The sequence below is a fragment of the Ruegeria sp. YTSA105 genome (genome assembly GCF_059610225.1).
In genome coordinates, this window is the sequence record NZ_JBXWNE010000008.1 from 161,755 (window position 1) to 176,715 (window position 14,961).

Sequence of the window (14,961 nt, forward strand, 5' to 3'; positions counted from 1 at the left end):
TGTTTGATCCGCGCCCAGTTTAGTCGCGTAGCAAGTCGTTGATCCCGGTTTTCGAGCGGGTCTTTTCATCCACCCGCTTCACGATCACAGCGCAATAGAGGTTGATGTTGTTCTTGGACGGCATCGAGCCCGCAACAACCACCGAATAGGGCGGAACCTCACCATAGGTGACCTCACCGGTTTCGCGGTCGACGATCTTGGTCGATTTGCCGATGAACACGCCCATGCCCAGAACCGAGCCTTCGCGCACGATGCAGCCTTCGACCACTTCGGACCGGGCGCCGATAAAGCAGTTGTCTTCGATGATGGTCGGACCCGCCTGCATCGGTTCCAGAACGCCGCCGATCCCAACACCGCCCGACAGATGGACGTTCTTGCCGATCTGCGCGCATGACCCGACGGTGGCCCAAGTATCAACCATTGTGCCCTCGTCCACATAGGCACCCAGGTTCACAAAGGACGGCATCAGAACCACGCCGGGCGCAATAAAGGCGGATTTGCGAACGACGCAATTCGGCACCGCGCGAAAGCCAGCGGCCCGCCATTGGTTTTCACCCCAACCCGCGAACTTGCTGTCTACCTTGTCCCACCAGCCGCCGTCCTGAGCGCCGCCTGTCTGGATTTCCATATCCTTGATGCGAAAGCCCAGCAGAACCGCTTTTTTCGCCCACTGGTTCACATGCCAGTCGCCGCTGTCTTGCTTTTCCGCGACCCGCAGCGACCCGCTGTCCAGCGCGTTCAGCGTATCTTCGATCGCTTCGCGTGTCTCGCCGGTGGTGGCGGGGGTGATGGCATCTCGCGCCTCCCAGGCGGCTTCGATGGCGGCTTCCAGTTGCGCGTTGGACATTTGGCGGCTCCCTGCAGATTCTGTTCACGCTTGTGTTGCCTATACGCAAGCGACGGACTGGCTGCAATGCGACGCTGAGCGCGCGCTTTGCGGCTGTTTGTTCCGGTTTCAGCCGTTCAGAGGGTCCGGTGAGATGTTTCCACCACAGATCAGCACCGCCACCCGTTCGCCCGGCTCTGGCGTGTAAGCCCCCGAAAGCAGCGCAGCCAAGGCGGTTGCGCCTGCCGGTTCCACCAGAATCCGATGCGCCCGCCACAGGACCTTCTGCGCCTGCGCGATGGCCTCATCACTGACCAGAACTGATTGCACGCCCTGTGCCAGATCGAAACAAATCGAGCCGATCCGCCGCGCGCCCAGCGCATTTGCCGCAATGCCCGAGACGGACACATCCACCGGTTCTCCCGCCTGCAGGGCTGCATTCAGCGCGCAGGAGGTTTCCGGCTCAACCGCCACGACCTTGCGCGTGCCTTGCAGCCAGGCCAGCGCCCCGGCGATCAGACCGCCACCGCCCACCGCGATCAATACGGTATCCGCTTTCAGGCCCTGTGCCTCCCATTCGGCAAAGCAGGTTCCCTGCCCGGCGACCGTAGCGGGGGCGTCATAGGCGTGAATCTGCATCGCGCCCGTGGCCTCCTCATGCGCCCGCGCGGCTGTCAAGGCGTTGGCATATTCACCCGGCATCACGCTCAAATCCGCGCCGGTCTGTTCGATCAGCGCGATCTTGGATGGCCCCGCCAGTTCGGGCACGAAAATCTTGGCCGGATAGCCCAGCGCCTGCGCGGCAAAGGCGGCCGCTGCGCCGTGATTGCCACCCGATGCGGCCACAACCCCGGCCTCGGGCACATCCGAACTGATCAGAGTGTTAAACGCCCCGCGCGCTTTGAAACTGCCGGTGTGCTGCATATGCTCCAGCTTCATTTCCACCGAATATTCCAGACCCAAGGCACGGCTTTCCGTGACTGGCGTCACTTGTGCATAGCCGGTTATGCGGTGTTGCGCCGCCAGTATTTCGCTCTTCCAATTCATTCTCATCTTTCCGTGACTGGCACTCTGCGCCCGAACCCTATAGCTGTTTGGAAAACACGCAAGCAGGGATCGTTACCCCATGAGAGAAGACCGCCTCAGCCCGTTTCGCGACGCGCAGACCGACCGTTCGACCGCAAGCGAGGTACCCGACACCCCGCAAACCCGCTCACCCGCCTATCGCCTTGCCTTTGCCGATGAGGATTTCCTGTGCCGGGATGAGCTGCGCCCGGTGCGCTTGCAGCTGGAACTGCTCAAGCCCGAGATGATCATGACCGAGCGTGAGATCACCTCGACCATCGTCATGTTCGGCGGCGCGCGTATCCCTGAGCCATCACAGAAACACACTGCGCGGACGGAAACGCTGGCCGGGCTGTCGGAATATTACGACGAAGCGCGCGAGTTTGCCCGGTTGATGACCGAGAAATCGAACGAAACCGGCGGGCGCGAGAATGTAATCGTCACCGGCGGTGGCCCCGGCGTGATGGAGGCTGGTAACCGCGGCGCGCAGGATGCGAACGGCTGTTCCATCGGCCTGAACATTGTGCTGCCGCATGAACAGGCACCGAACCTGTACGTTACGCCCGAGCTCAGCTTTAACTTCCACTATTTCGCCATCCGCAAGATGCATTTCCTGATGCGCGCCCGCGCCATCACCATCTTCCCCGGCGGCTTTGGCACCATGGATGAGCTGTTCGAGTCCCTGACCCTGATTCAAACCGGCCGTATGGAGCGTGTGCCCTTCCTGCTATTCGGTCGCGCGTTCTGGGAAAAGGTCATCAACTGGGAGGCGCTGGCCGACGCCGGCACCATCTCGGACGAGGATCTGGACCTGTTCCGGTTCGTCGATACCGCGCAAGAGGCGGTCGACATAATCGAGAAATGGGAACCCACCCCGCCCCGTGACGAAATACCGGGGCGCTAAACGATGGGGCGCAAGACCGGCGAGATGCTGCATCTGCGGGGCAACGCACTGACCAAGGGCGAGCCCGTGGCCCTGCCCCTGACCCAAAGCAGTATGTTTCACCTGCCCGGCGCACCGGACGGGCATGATTTCTACGGTCGCGTCAACAACCCAACCTGGGAACATCTGGAACAGGTTCTCGCCCATCTTGAAGACGCCCCCTGCCTGGCTTTCCCGTCGGGCATGGCGGCGATCTCGGCCGCGTTGTTTGCCACGGTCAAAGCCGGGTCGCGCATCCTGATCCCGTCGGATGGCTATTACGTCACTCGCGTGCTGGCCGACCGATTTCTGTCTGGTCTGGGTGTCATCGTGACAGAACGCCCGACAACCGCCTTTTCCGAAGGCGGGTTCGACGGCATCGATGTGGTCTTTGTCGAAAGCCCCTCGAACCCTGGTCTGGATATGATGGACCTGCCAGCCATCGCGTCGTCCGTGCGCGCAGCTGGTGGGATCACCATTGCTGACAACACAACCATGACACCACTGGGCCAGCGTCCTTTGGATATGGGCGTAGATATCGTCGTGTCCTCGGACACCAAGGCCATGGGTGGGCATTCCGATCTGCTGATGGGCCATGTGGCCAGCCGCAATACAGATGTCATGGAGCGGGTCGAGGAATGGCGGCGTGTCTCTGGCGCGATCCCCGGTCCGCACGAGGCTTGGTTGCTGCATCGTGGGCTGGAAACACTGGATGTTCGGTTTGACCGGATGTGCAGCTCGGCCCAGGTGTTGGCAGAACGGTTGGCGGCGCATCCGTCTGTGAAAGACATCCGCTATCCCGGCCTGCCAGGTGACCCATCCTACACCTTGGCACAGGCTCAGACCACGCGGTTCGGATTCCTTCTTTCGATCACGTTGGAAACCCAGGCCAAGGCCGAAACCTTCATCAACACCTGTCCAATGCTGCGCCCTGCGACGTCTTTTGGCGGCGTCCATAGCTCGGCCGAGCGCCGCGCCCGTTGGGGCGACGACGTTGACCCCGCTTTTGTCCGTCTGTCGGTGGGATGCGAGCCGGTGGTTGAGCTTTGGCAGGCAATCGATGCCAGCCTGAACGCACTGTAATTACTTTTTGGGCGTGCGCAGCTCGGTGAACACGTAGATCGGCAGCACGACGCTGGCAATCAGCGCGCCCAGCCAGACCAGCAGTGTCGCAGCCAGCAGGTTGGAAATTCCGCCAACCGTCAGCCCATTGGTCACCAGATCGGTCACAAGCAGGCCGACAAAGGTCACGATCAACGCGATCCCGCCTTTCAACGAAGGCGCCCTTTTCTCACCCAACTTCAGGATCAGCGGCTCGGCCACCACCTGCACCAGCGTGAAGACGATCACCACAACGATGAATGAAATCGGCTTGATTGCAAAACCGGTCAGTAGCAAAGCGGCCAACATTAACCCAATGGCATTGCCCGCCAGCAGGGCCAGAACCGATTTAAGTCTGCGCGTCATCGGCTGATCTCCGTCAATGAATAATATGAAACAGCCTGATAGTATCAGAGATTACGAAACTTGCGAACCAATTTAGCCGCCGGTTCTTTTTGACCTGTTGAAATCACGTGATAAAATACCTTCATCATGATCAGCCCTTCCCCCATTCATGAGAGGTGAGATGAGCGACGATCCCTATGCCGCACTTGGCGTGGCCAAAGATGCCAGCGACGCTGAAATCAAAAAAGCGTATCGGCGCATTGCCAAGGAATGCCACCCGGACTTGAAACCCGGGGACGCCGAGGCCGAAGCCAAGTTCAAGGCCGCCGCTGCAGCCTATGATCTGTTGAAAGATCCTGAGACGCGCAAACGCTATGACAATGGTGAGATTGATGCCTCGGGACAGGAACGCCCGCAACAGCAATACTATCGCGATTACGCCGAAGCCGCCGGCAACCCCTATCGCGGGCAGGCGACGGACCCGGACGACATGTCGGACATTTTTGCTGAATTCATGCGGGGTCGCGGCGGATTTGGTGGGCAAGGCGGCCGCGAGTTTCACGCGCCCGGCCACAATCTGAACTTCACGCTTCAGATCAGCTTTCTGGATGCGGTATTCGGCGCCAGCCAGAAACTGACCCTGCCGGATGGGGACCGGATCGAGGTCAAGATACCCGCAGGGATCACAAGCGGTCAGACCATTCGCCTGCGGGGCAAGGGTGCCGCTGGCTATGGTGAGGGGCCGCGCGGCGATGCGCTGGTGACAGTATCAGTCGCGGATCATCCGGTATTCGACCGTCAGGGAAATGACATTCACATCACGCTGCCCATCACGATTGATGAGGCGGTGCTGGGCGGCAAAGTGGCGGCGCCCACGATCGATGGGGGTGTAAACGTGACCGTCCCGGCGGGAACCAGCAGCGGCAGAACCCTGCGCTTGCGGGGTAAGGGCGTTAAAAAGCGCGGTTCGGCCGAACGGGGCGACCAGTTGATCGAGCTGACCATTTCAATGCCCGATCAAATCGATGATGAGTTGAGGCAATTTATGGATTCATGGCGAGAAACCCACCGCTATGACCCACGCAAAGGAATGCCGTCATGACCCGCACCCTGACCGAAGAGGAACTGATCACCGCCGTAGCCCGGCTGACTTCGACCCGATTGACAGAATATCTGGCCGCCGAAATCGTGATCCCCGAACAAACAGATCGCGGATTGGTCTATCACAGCCTCGACGTTGCCCGGCTGGAGTTGGCCTGCGAGTTGCACGACCAATACGAAATGGAGGCAGACGCAGTGTCGATGATGATTTCCCTGATCGACCAGATGCATGGGTTGCGCGCAGAACTTCGAGAGGTCCTGAACGCCGTCGCAGCGCAGCCAGATCCGGTTCGTCAGCAACTGATCAAAGTGATCGGCACCGCGAGATTTGGGTGAGAGAGGCCTAATTGTCGACCAGATATTCTTCGGGAACGAAGAATGTGTAATCTCGGTCGGCAACCGCCTCGTGGCAATCGTGGCAATACGCAACTGCGTTGGCGCGATCCCCCATCGTGTCCCCAAACAATGACCCATCCGGCATGACCATGATATAACGCCAATCAGCCGTAGCAGGGTTGGCGCCCTCGGCCAGTTTCTGCATGACGAACATCGCGCCGGGATGGCTTTTCCCCTCATCCGTAACGGTCACGCTGTCCTTGGCCAGCACAGACCCCACCGGAAGCTTTTCGCCTTCCGTCAGGGTTGCATAATTATACGCCATCCGGTTTGCATAGCTGTTCACAAATCGCCGACCATGGGTTTCAGATATATAGGGCGCATCGTTGTACAGCGGCCAGTTTTGGTAATTCAGAAGCAGATCCAACTGCGCTGCGGCATAGCCGCGTGCCATCCGGCGCTGCAACGAGTCATAAATTTCACGCGCGTCGTCCTTGGTCAGATCAGCCGGATTTTCGATAGCCAGATGAGCATCCTCATCATTTGACTGCGCAACAGCATCAGTTACGGCGACGGCCGCACAAGCCAAAACTAAAACAAAATTAAAGTACAGAATTTTCAATCGAAACATCATAGAGATAACCCAACTCGTAACCTGTTATGCCGCAATCGGCACACGGAGCTGAAATACAAGGTAGCCGCCGTGAACGAATTTGCCACATGCCAGCCACCGAACTCACCCTATTGTGCGCAAGTGAGCCTGGTGCATCCACACCTAGCCAATGAAACATATCAAATTTTGCATTCGATAGACAGCGCCCCAAAAATTAATTTTGCGACGCCCTTCTATTCAGCCGCTTATCCGCGGTCGAGACCGGCCTCGGCCTCAATCTGCTTGCGCGATTTACGGGCGCGTTCGGTGGCCGATTTCAGCTGACCGCAGGCCGCCATAATGTCCTCGCCCCGCGTCTTGCGGATGGGCGAGGCATACCCGGCCTGATAGATGATATTGGCAAAAGCCCGAATACGATTGTTTGAGCTGCGCTTATACGGCGCGCCGGGCCATTCGTTGAACGGGATCAGATTGATCTTGGCCGGGATTTTGTGGCGCTTGATATGTTCGATCAGACGATGCGCATCCTCATCGCTGTCATTCACACCATCAAGCATCACGTATTCAAACGTAATCCGTTCCGAATTGGAAACCTTGGGATAGCTGGCCAAAGCCTGCAGCAACTCTTCGATATTCCAGCGTTTGTTGATCGGCACCAGCACATCGCGGACTTCATTGGTCGTCGCGTGGAACGAAATTGCCAGCAGGCAGCCGATTTCCGTCGCGGTACGCGCAATCTCGGGCACCACGCCCGATGTCGACAGGGTAATCCGGCGGCGAGACAGCGAGATACCTTCGGGGTCCATCGCGATTTTCATCGCGTCGCGGACGTTCTCAAAATTGTAAAGAGGCTCGCCCATACCCATCAGAACGATGTTCGACAGCAGGCGGGTTTCGTCCTTGGGCGCACCCGGTACCGGCCACTCTTCAAGATCATCCCGCGCCATCATCACCTGACCGACAATTTCCGCCGCCGTCAGGTTGCGCACCAGTTTCTGCGTGCCTGTATGGCAGAAGGAACAAGTCAGCGTGCAACCGACCTGAGACGAGATACACAGCGTGCCGCGATCGTCCTCGGGAATATAGACCACCTCGACCTCATGGCCGCCAGCAATACGGACCAGATACTTGCGTGTGCCATCCTCGGACACCTGTCGGGTCACAACCTCGGGGATTTCGATCACGAAATGCTCGGCCAGCTGGGTACGATAGGCTTTGGCCAGATTGGTCATCTCGGCAAAGTCGCGCACACCCCATTGGTAAATCCACTGCCAGATCTGGCCCGTGCGCATCTTGGCCTGTTTTTCAGGCGTGCCGTGTTCGATCAGGGTCTCGCGCAGGCGATCCCGGGTCAACCCGACAAGGTTCACCTTCCCCTCCGGCAATTTGCGGGGGATGGTCATGACGTCTTGAGTGATCGGCGCTTTGGGCGACATAGGTGGGTCTCGAAGATTCTGGCTTGGAATGCGCCTCTATATAGGACTGCGCGCAAAGATCAAAAGAATTCGTCGCGCCTAATTTGCAAAACGCAACAATTCGTCAATCCGCAAGCGCCCCAATTCAATCCGGCAAGAGGTGATACCAATACCGGTTCCCGACCCGCCACCAAAAGACGCGCCGACCGCCTCGCACTGCGCATCACGATACCCGACCCAGGCGCTTTGCGCCGCCTCCATCGCAGGCGCCGCGCTTGGCCGTCCGGTCACCTCGTCCAACGCGTTGGCTGCATCCATGGCAAAGCCAAAACTATCGGTCAGCGCGGCCTCAACTCCCGCTTCCATACTGGCAACGCAAGATCCGATTTCGACTTGTGAACTTGCGTTCGTGCATTCCATTGCAGGATCCGCCACAGCCAACGTGGGGGTTAAAACAGCCAGTATCACCAAACGCATGACATACTCCTCGAAGGGTCGTTAGACTAACGCGTTCAGCTTAGCACAGCGACGCCAGAGGTTACAAAAAACCGCGGGGATCAACCCCGCGGTCATTCGAACTCTTATGCCGCCCGGACGTTTCCAGGCCAGCCGTATTGGATCACGCACCTGCTGGTGGAATAAAGCAATCCTCGGCGTCCAGCGTTTTGACCGGATCGTTTGGCCCACATTGCTCTCCCGAAACCGGGTATGTCTCAGCGGATTTATCACAAGCGCTCAGCAATACGACCGCGGTCAGCACAAACAGGCCCAAAACTTTCTTCTGCATCGATGCTCTCCTTTTCTCTCTGCTTGAACCGATTAGTTCAGTATTTCAGAGCGCGGAGCATTGACGCAGATCAAATTTATAGATGACGTTAAGTTAAGCTATGAAGGAGGGCGGTCCTATCCTGCGAAACTGGCACCACTTTGCAAGCCTGGCCACTGCCCGAGCGCTGGCGCGCTCAGTTGGTACAGCGTTTCTCGGCGTCGTCTAAAGCGGCTGTGAAGCCCAGCAATGAGAAAGTATCTTTGGTCTGAGTGCCGCGTTCGGACCGGGCGGTCAGCACTGCTTCGGTACCGCTTTTCATGGCAGCGATTACTTTTTGGTCATCACCCTCTGACGCGGGCCAGGCCCATTCGCCTTCGGTGCTGAATTCGAAGCTGTTTCCGTCGATGGATACAGATACGGTCGATCCCGCGGCAAACGGATAGCCCCCGGTGAATGAAACGCGCCCCTTCACATCGGGATCAGGTCTGAATACGACAAACAGCAGGATGTCGCTGCGCCTCACCGAAACAACGCGCCCGCCGCGCGTGTTGACGGTTTCATCCGGCGTTGCAACGCTCCAGCATTCGGTTGGGTCCTCTTCCACAAACACACTCCAGTCGGTGTTTACGGATACTCTATTGGTGCTGTCTGCCTGCTGAGCGGTAGCAGCCGTTGTCATCCCTGCCACGCACAGGCCCGCGATTACGCGGACGAGCTTTGATCCCATCTGTCCAGCCTCCTAGCTCGACCTAATACCTCATACCCACCGGGAAGGCTCGCGAACCCTGACGGTTCGTCTGTAAGTTGCGTCTTCCGGTGATTGCCGACATACACACACTATCGCAAGTTTCGCCATAGGCGAAAGGGCGGTTGGCAGTTTTTTGCGCATGTTTAGGAGGGTCCCGATGACGCAGCCTGTAGCAATGACCGAACTATGGCGGGGGCCTTTACTGGAAAGCCTGCATCTGGGACATGCGGTTATCTGTGATGACACGGGTCAAATCGTGCGCAGCTGGGGCGACCCGGAGGCGATAATCTACCCCCGGTCTTCGGCCAAGATGATACAGGCCCTGCCGTTGATTACATCTGGGGCGGCCGCGAAATACGGGCTGAACAGCGAGCATCTGGCATTGGCCTGTGCCTCGCATAACGGCGCGCATATTCACACAGACAGGGTAACGTCCTGGCTGGACCATCTGGGCCTGGCTGAAACCGATTTGCGCTGTGGGCCGCAAGAGCCTCAGGATATGGCGGCGCGCGACGGGCTGATACTTGCCGACGACACGCCCTGTCAGATCCACAACAACTGCTCGGGCAAACATAGCGGGTTTTTGACGGTAGCACAGCATATGGGTGCCGGGCCGGAATATCTTGAAATCGACCACCCGGTTCAACAGGCCTGTTTGTCCGCGCTGGAAGAAACCACCGGCGAAACCAGCCCCGGCTATGGCATCGATGGCTGTTCCGCCCCGAACTTTGCCACCTCGCTGGTGGGGATGGCACGGTCGATGGCGTGGTTTGCCTCGGCGGCGGACCGGTCGGACCGGGCCAGCGATGCAGCACAACACCTGACCGCGGCGATGATCAAACATCCCGAGCTGGTGGCCGGAGAGACGCGCGCCTGTACCGAGCTGATGCGCGCCATGAACGGGCGCGCCGCGATCAAGACTGGGGCCGAGGCCGTATTCATCGCCATCATCCCTGAAAAACGCATGGGCGTCGCGCTGAAGATTACCGATGGCGCCACCCGTGCCAGCGAATGCGCCATTGCTGCCATTCTGGTCAGCCTCGGCGTACTGGAGGCCGATCACCCGGCCACCCGCACCTTTATGAACGCCACGCAATACAGCCGTCGCGGGCTGGAATGTGGCGTGATCCGACCCGCACCGGGTTTCCCCGGCTAGGGCCGCTACATCTCAATCTCGTGAATCTCGGCCACCTCGACCGAGCCTGACCCGTTCACGACCATAGGGCATCCCTTGGCCATCTCGTTGGCGGCGTCGATGCTGTCGGCTTTGATCACCGTAAAGCCGGAGACCGGGTTTGCGCCGCCATTGTCGACCACACCGCCCGAGCTGACGGTATAGGACTGGCCCACCGGGTTGCCGGGTATTTCTAGTGACGGACCCAAATTCTGAAACCACGCGCCCCAGGCGGCCATGGTTGCTTCGACTTCGGCCGGGTCCGATGGCGTGGTCCCGCCGTGATAGACAAACAGAAACTGTGGCATCTCTTTCCTCCCAGATGAAAACTTATTGCACCAGACCGGCCAGCTTGTTCAGCGTCGAGGTCCAGCCTTTTTCGTGGTTTGCGGCGATCTCGTCATCGCCCAGGTCGCGGTGATCGACCACCAGCCGAGCGCCGCCGCCTGCGGCTTCGATCCGCAGCGTTACATGGCTTTCGGCCCCGCGCTGATCCTGATCGTCATGCCAGCCCCAGGTGAAGCCAACCGAATTGGGCGGATCGACATGGGTCACATGGCCCGAGACCTTGAACCGCTGGCCCTCGCCATTCTGCATGACCGAATACCACGGACCAACGCGCGAAAAATCGAGAGTATGTTCGGGCACATGCACCCCTTCGGGGCCCCACCATTGCAACAGCCGTTCTGCGACAGTGATCCACGCAAACAGATCCTCTGGCGGTATCGGGAACGTGCGCTCCAGCTTTAGATCGGCCATGAGGTATCCCTTTCAATAGCATCGCCCAGACGATCCAGACTGCTTTCCCAGAATTGCCGTTTCGAAATGGTCCACTCCGCGATCGCGTACAGACCTTCGGGGCGGATCGAATACATCCGCTGGGTGCCCTGCACCCGTTGCCGAACCAGCCCGGCCTCACGCAAAACCTTCAGGTGGCGCGAGACCGCAGCACCCGACATGCCGCGCCCTTCGATCAGGTCGCCCGCGGGCTGCTCTCCGTCCTGCATCAACTGTTCAACGATGGAAAACCGCGTGGCGTCGGACAATGCGGAGAATGTGGTCAGAAGCGTATTCATGACCACTGTTTAACATTTTTGTTAAATAAAGGAAAGCCCCGGTTTTCAGGCTTGGGCAAATTCCTGCCGCGCATAGCCCTGCAGATACAAAAGCGCGGTCAGATCGCCATGGTTGACGCGCACTTCGCATTGTTCCGCGACCGAAGGCTTTGCATGCAGCGCAACCCCGGTTCCGGCCCGGTCCAACATACCCAGATCATTTGCCCCGTCACCCACAGCGATCACATCGTTTTCGGACAGGCCCAAACGCTTGGTAATCTGTTCCAGCGCGTCGACTTTGGCCTGTCGTCCCAGAATCGGTCGCTGCACATCGCCGGTCAGCTTGCCGTTTTCGGCCAGCAGAGTGTTGGCACGGTTTTCGTCAAACCCCAATTCACTGCCCACCTTGGCAGTAAACGCCGTGAACCCGCCCGAGACCAGTGCCGCATAGACGCCATTCGCGCGCATCGTCGCGACCAGCTCCTTGCCGCCGGGCATCAAGGTGATGCGTTCGGCCAGAACCTTGCCGATCACAGCCTCATCCAACCCTTTCAGCAACCCGACCCGTTCGGTCAGCGCGCCTTCGAAATCCAATTCGCCATTCATTGCGCGGGCGGTGATGTCCTTGACGCGGTCGCCGACCCCGGCCTCATCCGCCAATTCGTCGATGCATTCCTGCTGGATCATGGTGCTGTCCATATCCGCCAACAGCATCTTTTTGCGCCGCCCCTCGGCAGGCTGCACGATCAGGTCAACGCCAAGCTTCTGCAAATCACCCCAGACATCCCATTGGTTGCCCGGAAGGTCCTGCAGCGCGAACTCTGCCGCCTCATCCGGGCTGAGCCAGATGATCTCGGCCCCGCCCCAGGCATTCCGCAGCGACTCGACCAGCGCCAAATCCAGCGTTCGCGTTTCGGGATTGGTCAACAGGGTGGCAACATACATAGTCTATCTCCGGCGAATTCACCTGCGATTAACGCAGATAGCCCCCGATCGCCAGAAGACAGTTTGTCCGCAGCAACCTCTGGCACATCATGCGGACAGAACGGCGACCGATTGCGCCATTCAGGGCTTTACCAGCACGCCATTCCAAGACAGATTCGCCAGGACTGGACAGAAAGGAACTCGGTAAATGGGCAACCTGCTTTACGATCGCTTGTTTGGCATTCACGCGGGCAAAGAGACGCCTTTCCTGCATCTGCCCAACGGTCAGGTGCTGACCCATTCTGATTTCCTGGACATGGCATCTCGGTTGGCCAATACCCTAATCGGCTTTGAGCTCGAACCCGGACAACGCGTTGCGGTTCAGGTGGAAAAGTCGCCCGAAGCGCTTGCGCTGTTTGCTGCTTGTGTGCAGACCGGTCTGGTTTTTCTGCCACTCAACACTGCCTATACGGTCAGCGAACTGAGCTATTTCATCGAAAACAGCGGCGCTGCGCTGGTGGTCTGCGATGATGTAAATAGGGCTGGTTTGGCACCCGCCGCCGCCGCCCAGAAGGCACGGCTTGAAACGCTAAACGCTGATGGATCCGGCAGCCTGATGCGGCGTGCGCTGGGTATGCTGCCTGCTTTCGAGCCGGTCAACCGCACCGAGGATGATCTGGCCGCCTTCCTGTACACGTCCGGCACGACCGGCCGATCCAAGGGCGCGATGTTGTCACAGGCCAATCTGCTGTCGAATGCCGAAACATTGGTACGGGAATGGCGGTTTACCGACGATGACGTGTTGCTGCATGCTCTGCCAATCTTTCACACTCATGGGCTGTTCGTGGCAACCAACGTGGTACTGGCTTCGGGCGGGTCGATGATCTTTCTGCCGAAATTCGATCTGGATGAGGTACTGCGGCATTTGCCTGATGCAACCGCGATGATGGGGGTTCCGACCTTCTACACCCGTCTGTTGGATGACGACCGGTTCACCGGCGATCTGGCACGTCATATGCGGCTGTTCATCTCGGGCTCGGCCCCAATGCTGGCCGAAACGCATCAGCAGTTTGAGGCCCGCACCGGGCACCGCATTCTTGAACGCTACGGTATGACCGAGACCAACATGAACACCTCGAACCCCTATGACGGTGAACGCCGCGCCGGATCCGTGGGGTTCCCCTTGCCGGGCGTTGAGCTCAAAGTGACCGACTCTGAGACGGGTGAAACCTTGCCACAGGGCGAAATCGGCATGATCGAGGTGCGTGGCCCCAACGTCTTTCAGGGCTATTGGGAAATGCCCGAGAAGACCGCAGCAGAGTTGCGCGAGGACGGGTTCTTTATCACCGGCGACCTTGGACGTGTGGACACGGACGGCTATGTCCATATCGTCGGACGCGGCAAGGACCTGATCATCTCGGGCGGGTACAACATCTATCCCAAAGAGGTCGAACTGGTGCTGGACGACCAGCTCGGTGTTCTGGAAAGCGCAGTCATCGGCGTGCCCCATCCGGATTTCGGCGAAACCGTGTTAGGCCTGTTGGTAGCCGAACCAAACAAGTCGCCCGACCTCGAGGCCATCATGGCAAGCGCACAGACCCAACTGGCGCGATTCAAACATCCCCGCAAGCTGATAGTGCTGAACGAATTGCCGCGCAATACGATGGGCAAAGTGCAAAAAAACGCGCTACGCGAAGCTTACAAAGACCTGTTTACCGAAGACTAGGTCTCAGCGGCGCGCGCCCCTGTGCGGTCAGCAACCAGCAATCACGGCCCTCGAACACGGCAGTGGCCAACGGATGACCATAGCCCGCGCCCGCATCCAAATTGATCCGGTTGCCGCAATGTTCCGCCGTATCCACAGGGGTGTGACCATGCACGATCAGCCAGGGGTGCGGGCCAGATTCAACCAAAAATTCCTGCCGTATCCAAACCAGGTCATCTTCGGATTGCTGCGACAGTGGAAGACCGGGCCTGATGCCAGCGTGGACGAACAGCAGTTCATCCTCCTGATGGTAAACTGGCAAAGCGTTGATAAAATCCAGATGTGCTGGCGGTACGGCGGCACAGGCCCGTTCATGGACCTGATAGATGCGGTCATTGTCCGTGACTTCAACCCCATAGGAGGCCAGCGTATCCCAACCTCCCAGCCGTGGGTTCAGCCAGTTCAGCGTGACGGGCAGTTGCTTATCTGCAATCTCGCGCTCTTGCACGAAGCGAGTCATCATGCGGTCGTGGTTACCCTTGACCATGACCCAGTTCCGCCCCGTCTGTTGGCCTTCGATCAGCAGGTTCAGAACACCACGACTGTCCGGGCCTCGATCGACATAGTCACCCAGAAACACAATCTTTGCATCTGGCCCGCCATCGGCCTCGATCCGCGACAGCGCAACCTGCAGCATGCCGAGCTGGCCGTGGATGTCACCGATTGCATAAATTGGCGAGGACATGGAAAACCCTAAATCAACAGGAACACCCTGCTTGTGACGCGTCTTGGCGGCCGGGAAAAGAAAATACCCACGCCTTGGAAGACGCGGGTATGAAGTGTCTCAGATATTCAACACCGC

At 58.8% G+C, this 14,961-nt stretch carries 19 protein-coding genes; 6 read left to right on the forward strand and 13 right to left on the reverse strand.

Features of this window, described 5'->3' with window-relative positions; translation table 11 throughout:
- Window positions 1–19: 19 nt before the first annotated feature.
- Window positions 20–847 (reverse strand): 2,3,4,5-tetrahydropyridine-2,6-dicarboxylate N-succinyltransferase, encoded by an 828-nt coding sequence (dapD, locus tag AC2FH2_RS12320; RefSeq protein WP_496823749.1) that lies wholly within the window; start codon window positions 845–847, stop codon window positions 20–22.
- A gap of 108 nt (window positions 848–955) precedes the next feature.
- The gene (locus AC2FH2_RS12325; RefSeq protein ID WP_496823750.1) at window positions 956–1,873 is read right to left on the reverse strand and encodes a threonine/serine dehydratase; all 918 of its coding nucleotides are present in this window, start codon (window positions 1,871–1,873) and stop codon (window positions 956–958) included.
- A 79-nt stretch (window positions 1,874–1,952) separates the two neighbouring features.
- Here AC2FH2_RS12325 and AC2FH2_RS12330 point away from each other — a divergent pair, with 79 nt between their 5' ends.
- Together AC2FH2_RS12330 and AC2FH2_RS12335 are read left to right on the forward strand one after the other, a co-directional pair.
- Window positions 1,953–2,795 carry an LOG family protein gene (locus AC2FH2_RS12330; RefSeq protein ID WP_142637203.1) on the forward strand — a complete coding sequence of 281 codons (843 nt, stop codon included), beginning with the start codon at window positions 1,953–1,955 and terminating at the stop codon, window positions 2,793–2,795.
- Between the two features lie 3 nt (window positions 2,796–2,798).
- Entirely contained in the window at window positions 2,799–3,896 is a 1,098-nt protein-coding gene (locus AC2FH2_RS12335; RefSeq protein WP_496823752.1) for a cystathionine gamma-lyase, read from the forward strand.
- Here AC2FH2_RS12335 and AC2FH2_RS12340 read toward each other — a convergent pair whose 3' ends face one another.
- A complete protein-coding gene (locus tag AC2FH2_RS12340; RefSeq protein ID WP_142637207.1) occupies window positions 3,897–4,280 on the reverse strand; it encodes a hypothetical protein in 384 nt (127 codons plus the stop codon). It lies immediately after the preceding gene.
- A 160-nt stretch (window positions 4,281–4,440) separates the two neighbouring features.
- Here AC2FH2_RS12340 and AC2FH2_RS12345 point away from each other — a divergent pair, with 160 nt between their 5' ends.
- Both AC2FH2_RS12345 and AC2FH2_RS12350 read left to right on the forward strand, forming a co-directional pair.
- Entirely contained in the window at window positions 4,441–5,361 is a 921-nt protein-coding gene (locus AC2FH2_RS12345; protein ID WP_271949567.1) for a DnaJ C-terminal domain-containing protein, read from the forward strand.
- Complete coding sequence (locus tag AC2FH2_RS12350) at window positions 5,358–5,696, forward strand: hypothetical protein (RefSeq protein WP_281973035.1); 339 nt, start codon at window positions 5,358–5,360, stop codon at window positions 5,694–5,696. Before AC2FH2_RS12345 ends, AC2FH2_RS12350 begins: the two co-directional genes overlap by 4 nt.
- A gap of 7 nt (window positions 5,697–5,703) precedes the next feature.
- Here AC2FH2_RS12350 and AC2FH2_RS12355 read toward each other — a convergent pair whose 3' ends face one another.
- From AC2FH2_RS12355 to AC2FH2_RS12375, 5 genes are all read right to left on the reverse strand, one after another.
- Window positions 5,704–6,327, reverse strand: coding sequence for a cytochrome P460 family protein (locus AC2FH2_RS12355; protein WP_496823754.1), 624 nt, complete (start codon window positions 6,325–6,327; stop codon window positions 5,704–5,706).
- A gap of 227 nt (window positions 6,328–6,554) precedes the next feature.
- Complete coding sequence (gene rlmN / locus AC2FH2_RS12360; RefSeq protein ID WP_496823756.1) at window positions 6,555–7,745, reverse strand: dual-specificity RNA methyltransferase RlmN; 1,191 nt, start codon at window positions 7,743–7,745, stop codon at window positions 6,555–6,557.
- Window positions 7,746–7,823: 78 nt separating this feature from the next.
- Window positions 7,824–8,201: a lysozyme inhibitor LprI family protein gene (locus AC2FH2_RS12365; RefSeq protein WP_281973033.1), complete on the reverse strand. Its 378-nt coding sequence runs from the start codon at window positions 8,199–8,201 to the stop codon at window positions 7,824–7,826.
- Between the two features lie 142 nt (window positions 8,202–8,343).
- Window positions 8,344–8,511, reverse strand: coding sequence for a hypothetical protein (locus AC2FH2_RS12370; protein ID WP_185956689.1), 168 nt, complete (start codon window positions 8,509–8,511; stop codon window positions 8,344–8,346).
- A gap of 175 nt (window positions 8,512–8,686) precedes the next feature.
- Window positions 8,687–9,220 carry an invasion associated locus B family protein gene (locus tag AC2FH2_RS12375; protein WP_142637215.1) on the reverse strand — a complete coding sequence of 178 codons (534 nt, stop codon included), beginning with the start codon at window positions 9,218–9,220 and terminating at the stop codon, window positions 8,687–8,689.
- 178 nt (window positions 9,221–9,398) lie between these two features.
- On the opposite strand from AC2FH2_RS12375, the gene AC2FH2_RS12380 reads away from it, so the two are divergent.
- A complete protein-coding gene (locus tag AC2FH2_RS12380) occupies window positions 9,399–10,397 on the forward strand; it encodes an asparaginase (protein ID WP_496677858.1) in 999 nt (332 codons plus the stop codon).
- 5 nt (window positions 10,398–10,402) lie between these two features.
- On the opposite strand, the gene AC2FH2_RS12385 is transcribed toward AC2FH2_RS12380, so the two are convergent.
- Genes AC2FH2_RS12385 through serB form a run of 4 tightly spaced genes read right to left on the reverse strand, consistent with a single transcriptional unit; the run spans window position 10,403 to window position 12,415 of the window.
- Complete coding sequence (locus AC2FH2_RS12385; protein ID WP_496692561.1) at window positions 10,403–10,723, reverse strand: YciI family protein; 321 nt, start codon at window positions 10,721–10,723, stop codon at window positions 10,403–10,405.
- A 22-nt stretch (window positions 10,724–10,745) separates the two neighbouring features.
- Entirely contained in the window at window positions 10,746–11,174 is a 429-nt protein-coding gene (locus tag AC2FH2_RS12390; RefSeq protein ID WP_496692562.1) for an SRPBCC family protein, read from the reverse strand.
- Window positions 11,162–11,491 carry an ArsR/SmtB family transcription factor gene (locus AC2FH2_RS12395; RefSeq protein ID WP_142637223.1) on the reverse strand — a complete coding sequence of 110 codons (330 nt, stop codon included), beginning with the start codon at window positions 11,489–11,491 and terminating at the stop codon, window positions 11,162–11,164. The genes AC2FH2_RS12390 and AC2FH2_RS12395 overlap by 13 nt, the downstream gene beginning before the upstream one ends.
- Before the next feature lie 45 nt (window positions 11,492–11,536).
- Complete coding sequence (serB, locus tag AC2FH2_RS12400) at window positions 11,537–12,415, reverse strand: phosphoserine phosphatase SerB (protein WP_496713317.1); 879 nt, start codon at window positions 12,413–12,415, stop codon at window positions 11,537–11,539.
- A 187-nt stretch (window positions 12,416–12,602) separates the two neighbouring features.
- On the opposite strand from serB, the gene AC2FH2_RS12405 reads away from it, so the two are divergent.
- Window positions 12,603–14,120 carry a malonate--CoA ligase gene (locus AC2FH2_RS12405; protein ID WP_496823760.1) on the forward strand — a complete coding sequence of 506 codons (1,518 nt, stop codon included), beginning with the start codon at window positions 12,603–12,605 and terminating at the stop codon, window positions 14,118–14,120.
- On the opposite strand, the gene AC2FH2_RS12410 is transcribed toward AC2FH2_RS12405, so the two are convergent.
- The gene (locus AC2FH2_RS12410; RefSeq protein WP_496823762.1) at window positions 14,107–14,844 is read right to left on the reverse strand and encodes a metallophosphoesterase family protein; all 738 of its coding nucleotides are present in this window, start codon (window positions 14,842–14,844) and stop codon (window positions 14,107–14,109) included. The two genes, AC2FH2_RS12405 and AC2FH2_RS12410, sit on opposite strands and share 14 nt — an antisense overlap.
- Between the last annotated feature and the right edge of the window lie 117 nt (window positions 14,845–14,961).